Source organism: Deinococcus marmoris DSM 12784, from assembly GCF_000701405.1.
Classification (GTDB): domain Bacteria; phylum Deinococcota; class Deinococci; order Deinococcales; family Deinococcaceae; genus Deinococcus; species Deinococcus marmoris.
This window is the reverse complement of record NZ_JNIV01000226.1, coordinates 1-1743: the sequence shown is the minus strand read 5'-3', so window position 1 is coordinate 1743 and position 1743 is coordinate 1. Positions and strand designations below refer to the sequence as shown.

Annotated in this window: 2 protein-coding genes; one reads left to right on the top strand and one right to left on the bottom strand. The window is 61.7% G+C overall.

Annotated features, from left to right (window positions below; genetic code table 11):
- Positions 1-354, top strand: a 354-nt coding sequence (locus Q319_RS0123420) for a hypothetical protein (protein ID WP_211252423.1), incomplete at its 5' end; no start/stop codon positions are given.
- A gap of 39 nt (positions 355-393) precedes the next feature.
- On the opposite strand, the gene Q319_RS0123415 is transcribed toward Q319_RS0123420, so the two are convergent.
- Positions 394-1389: a tyrosine-type recombinase/integrase gene (locus Q319_RS0123415; protein ID WP_051655729.1), complete on the bottom strand. Its 996-nt coding sequence runs from the start codon at positions 1387-1389 to the stop codon at positions 394-396.
- Positions 1390-1743 lie beyond the last annotated feature (354 nt).

Here is a 1743-nt window from a genome sequence, read left to right as displayed (position 1 = left end):
CTCACCGAAGCGCCGATCCGTCAGTCTCAGGATGCAGCCAATGCCTTGGAGGAGCTGGAAAGATTGGTCAGCGACCTGGACCATAGCCTCGATCTGGCCTTCCGCGCCTGGGCCAGGCGCAGTCCAGAGGTTGCCGCCGCCGTACAGGTGGTGGACGCCCGGAGGGTCTCCTACCTCACCACGTTGCACCGCCGCACAGGCCACGCCCAGCCAGCACAACTGGCTGAGCTGACTTACGCCATTTTTGTGGGGGCCCAGACGCTGGGCTGGGTCGAGGGCAGACCGGCGTTCAGAGCGTTGTTTCAACAGGCGCTGGCTGGGCTGGCAGTCGACCCAGCCCGCGCCGAGGTTTAAACCATTCTGCTGGGGCGATGCCACGCTTCTGTAAAAGCATCATCTGAGTGAAGCCTTGCCGATGGGCAGCACCCGCGTCCCTAGCATCGACAGCCCCACCACATCTGGCAAGGCGGCAGCGGCAGCAGCCACACGAGCGCTCGACGTATGGGCGTAGATCGTCGTGGTCTGGATCGACTCGTGCCCCAGCAGCACGCGGATCTCGTCGAGTGTCCGGCCCGACTCGATCAGTGCCGTGGCGAAGGTATGCCTGAGTTTGTGTGGACTGACCTTCGCCACGTCCAGCCCAGCGCGGCGGGCGGCGGCGTCCAGCATGGCGCCGATGCTGCGCCGCTGCATCTGCTGGCCAGATCGTTTGCCGGACAGGGGAGACCACACCCATGGGCTGACCGGATTCCCATGCATCCGCCGCAGCCGCAGCCAGCGAGTCAGGGCACTCCTGGCCGTTTCGGACAGCGGCACCCGCCTCTCTTTGTCCCCTTTGCCAATCACCCGCACGGCGATGGGCTGCCCGTCATGGGATTCGATTTGATCGAACTTGAGATCCAGCATTTCAGAGATGCGGAGGCCAGTGCCGTACAGGAACGCGACGATGCACCAGTTGCGCTCGCCTCGGGCTGGACTTTTGTCGTTCCAGACCGCGTCCAGCAGCCGGGCCACGTCCGTCAGCGCCAGCGCGCCGGGCAGGCGCCGGGGCAGTTTCGGGCGGCGCAACTCGGCGGGGCCGAGTTGCAGGTCAGGCACGCGCTGAATGTCCCGCAGAAACACCCAAAAACTGCACCAGGATGAGACCAGGCGGTGGTTCCGGCGGGGTGCGGGTTTGTTGTGGGCCAGATATGCGCGTAGGTCCGCAGCGCTGATCTGGTCCCACGTCCGTCCACGCTGGGCTTCGGGCAGCTCGGGCCGGTCCAGCCAGGTGCGCAACAGGCGCAGGTCTTTGAGGTACTCCTTGACGGTGGCGGGACTGAGGCCTTCCTCGGTGGTGAGGTAATGCGCCCAGGCGTGCATCAGATCGGTGTGTTGTGGTGCACCCATGTGGAACCCTCCATTGCTCTGCTCCGTGAAAAGCTGAGACTTCGCTATACTTTACCGAAAAGATTTATTTTCGGCTGTTAGCAAGTCGGTATCTGGCCCGCCGAATTTACCGTGCCAGACAAATAGAAGCGTGTACCTCAGCACTCAAGCTACAGAACTGCGACAAATAAGATTACCGAAAATGACTTAGCCTTACCGAAAATATAGAGAATCTTGATTGGGAAAAGTAGGCATTCTGATCTTCGCTGAGAACGGGTTCGCCTCATTGTCGCCAGAACGGCTGATGGCTTTTCAGCGCTCATCAGCTACGTTGATCGTTATGAAGTCATCTGGAGCCACCCATGCCTGACCTCC

Coding starts and splice junctions, on each gene's coding strand:
- Q319_RS0123415 (WP_051655729.1), bottom strand. CDS start 1,389: ATGGGTGCACCACAACACACCGATCTGATGCACGCCTGGGCGCATTAC.